Source organism: Burkholderia sp. 4M9327F10 (assembly GCF_005503145.1).
Classification (GTDB): Bacteria; Pseudomonadota; Gammaproteobacteria; order Burkholderiales; family Burkholderiaceae; genus Paraburkholderia.
Genome location: NZ_SCNV01000136.1, coordinates 1 through 2304, shown reverse-complemented (window position 1 = coordinate 2304; position 2304 = coordinate 1). Strand labels below are relative to the sequence as shown.

Genomic DNA, 2304 nt, shown 5'->3' with positions numbered 1-2304 from the left:
CCTTTGATCGCGGGACGACGAACTCAGGGGAACGGCGGCAACGGCGAGAGACGCCGCCGACTCAGCAGAAACATCTTTCACGCCGGGACTCGGAATCTAGGGGCCCGGTCAGCCCAACCCGTAGGGAGAACGAGACATGTCCGATGCAGTGCAACCCATCGACTCGGCGACGCTTTCGCGCAAGCAGAAGCTGGCCATCATTTACCGGCACGAACACCGCGACTACAAGGGCAAGGCTGGCCCGCAATGGGGAAAGCATGCAGGCGAGAAAACCATCATGGTGAACGAGAACGGCGGAAGCGTTCTGACGTTGCTCGAAACCCTCAGCGATGAGCAGATCGCGGACAAGCTGCCGTATGCACTGAAGCTGGAAGCGAAGCGACTGGCGAAGGCCGCAGCCGAAAAGGCGGGCAAGCAATGAGCCAGCGCGCACCGATTGAAACCACCGTCCACGACCATGACGGCGAAGTACTGCGCTACACGTTGAAGGCAACCGGGCAGTCAAGCGAACGCCTCGGCGCTTGCGAGGTATGCGGCCAGCACGTCAGCGAAGTCTATTTGCAGCGGGGCATGAAGATGTTTGAGCGGCCTACCTCGATCGCTGAGCGCCGATTCGGCTGGACGCATCACGGCATGACGGATCTTTTCGGACACGCCGATTGTCTCGTCGTTCGGCGTAAAGGCGTGGAAGTCATGAAGGTGCCGACCAACCACGATGACGCGAATTTCCGGCAGGAAATCAACGGTGTTGACGTGCTGATCGGACGGGACGCGGAAGGCTTCAAGGCGTACATAGCGGACCGTTACGAAGGGCTGTTCACGACGTTGCTGCGCGCGTACCAGTTTGCGGCGACGGCTGCTAACCACCCCGAGCGCCGCCGACCCTTCACCGCAGGACTCTAACCATTGGACGGGGCCGCCCAGGCGGCCCACGGAGCCTACATCATGAACGCACCCGCAAATGTTCTGGTCAGTTTTGCCGATCGGACAGACGCCGATTTTGACGGCTTGTCCTACCTTGAAAACGAGTTTTCCAATCACGGCATCGCAGCGACGTTGCGCGCACTGGATGACGCCGAAGCAGGACGCCTGCAACGCGGCGCCGCGCTACTGGCAGTTGTGCGCGACGCGGTTCGTCTCATGCCGCTGGGAACCGCAAAGCGCGCCGAGTGGCTTCAACGCGCATCGGACGCTTTGGCGGGCACACCGGAAACCGTCACGATCCCGACGATCGGCACCGCCCACCTTTCGCGTCCGACGCTCGACCTACTCGAAAGAGAGGGCGATTCGATCCCTTGGTGTTATTGCGGCCCGTATGAATTTGGTTTCTTTGTCTCCGTGCCGACTGCGGAGACGATCGCCATCATGCGGTCGTCCGAGCCACCGCCGGACGACCTCGCCGACTTGTGGGCCTGGGCACGCGGCGAAGGTTTTCAGTGGGTCAGGCTCGATTCGGACGGCGATCATGTCCCGAACCTACCTGTATTTGAGCATCCTTAACTGATGTTGTGGGGTCGATATCGACCCCGTTGGGAGAACGATGATGACAACCGGAACACGTCGAGTAACGCGCGGCGAAGCCGTCAGTCTCGAACCAAAATGGAAGGCGTTGATGCCTATCATGCTCGCTGCGCTGGAAAACGGCACAGACGTAGGCAAGGCGAATGCGCGGCGCAGCCTGACAGAACTGGCCACGAAGGTTGATGCCGCACACGACATGCACAGGCGCATCCGTGCAGCGCTCGACGCGCTGGCAAAAGCATGGCCCAAGGCCTTTGGACTGACCACGGCTGAGCACAACGCATTGATCGAAGCAGCGGAGGTGATTGCGCTCACCGCACCACAACCGCTCGACTCGCGCGGCGATGGCAGTGAGGGCGCGCAACCTGAGACCAGGTTGAGTGCAAAGCTGGACGAGAAGACACGCGAATATTTTGAGTCGGTTCTTAGCAACGACGAGGCCGCGTCAGACGAGGAACTGATCCAGCTATTCGTCACGGAATCGGGCGTGTCACTCGACGATGCAACCGCCATTGTTGCGCGGCGGATGGACTTTCTGAACTTCATGCCGACGAACGAGCATCCCCGTCTCACGTGGTAATCGCATCAGGTTGCACGTCCGACGCCGGCCGAGTGCCGGCGTTGTTGTTTCCGGTACCGCCGCAGCCATCCAGCCGTGACGCGGCACCTCGCGCGCCAGGCTGCGCCCGTCACGCAAGCTGACGACCTCGCGTCCCGGTGAACATGCACCCCCGCTCTTGGGACTGCGCCGCGTCCCGCGGACTTGCCCCGGCGCGTGCCATC

At 61.5% G+C, this 2304-nt stretch carries 4 protein-coding genes; all 4 read left to right on the top strand.

From position 1 onward, the window contains the following. Positions 1-136: 136 nt before the first annotated feature. Positions 137-421 carry a hypothetical protein gene (locus FFS45_RS41400; protein ID WP_137960347.1) on the top strand — a complete coding sequence of 95 codons (285 nt, stop codon included), beginning with the start codon at positions 137-139 and terminating at the stop codon, positions 419-421. Next, the gene (locus tag FFS45_RS41395; RefSeq protein WP_137960346.1) at positions 418-903 is read left to right on the top strand and encodes a hypothetical protein; all 486 of its coding nucleotides are present in this window, start codon (positions 418-420) and stop codon (positions 901-903) included. Before FFS45_RS41400 ends, FFS45_RS41395 begins: the two co-directional genes overlap by 4 nt. 42 nt (positions 904-945) lie before the next feature. Then, positions 946-1500 carry a hypothetical protein gene (locus FFS45_RS42685; protein WP_249363137.1) on the top strand — a complete coding sequence of 185 codons (555 nt, stop codon included), beginning with the start codon at positions 946-948 and terminating at the stop codon, positions 1498-1500. A 112-nt stretch (positions 1501-1612) separates the two neighbouring features. Then, the gene (locus FFS45_RS41385; RefSeq protein ID WP_137960345.1) at positions 1613-2101 is read left to right on the top strand and encodes a hypothetical protein; all 489 of its coding nucleotides are present in this window, start codon (positions 1613-1615) and stop codon (positions 2099-2101) included. Positions 2102-2304 lie beyond the last annotated feature (203 nt).

Coding starts and splice junctions, on each gene's coding strand:
- FFS45_RS41400 (WP_137960347.1), top strand. CDS start 137: ATGTCCGATGCAGTGCAACCCATCGACTCGGCGACGCTTTCGCGCAAG.
- FFS45_RS41395 (WP_137960346.1), top strand. CDS start 418: ATGAGCCAGCGCGCACCGATTGAAACCACCGTCCACGACCATGACGGC.
- FFS45_RS42685 (WP_249363137.1), top strand. CDS start 946: ATGAACGCACCCGCAAATGTTCTGGTCAGTTTTGCCGATCGGACAGAC.
- FFS45_RS41385 (WP_137960345.1), top strand. CDS start 1,613: ATGCCTATCATGCTCGCTGCGCTGGAAAACGGCACAGACGTAGGCAAG.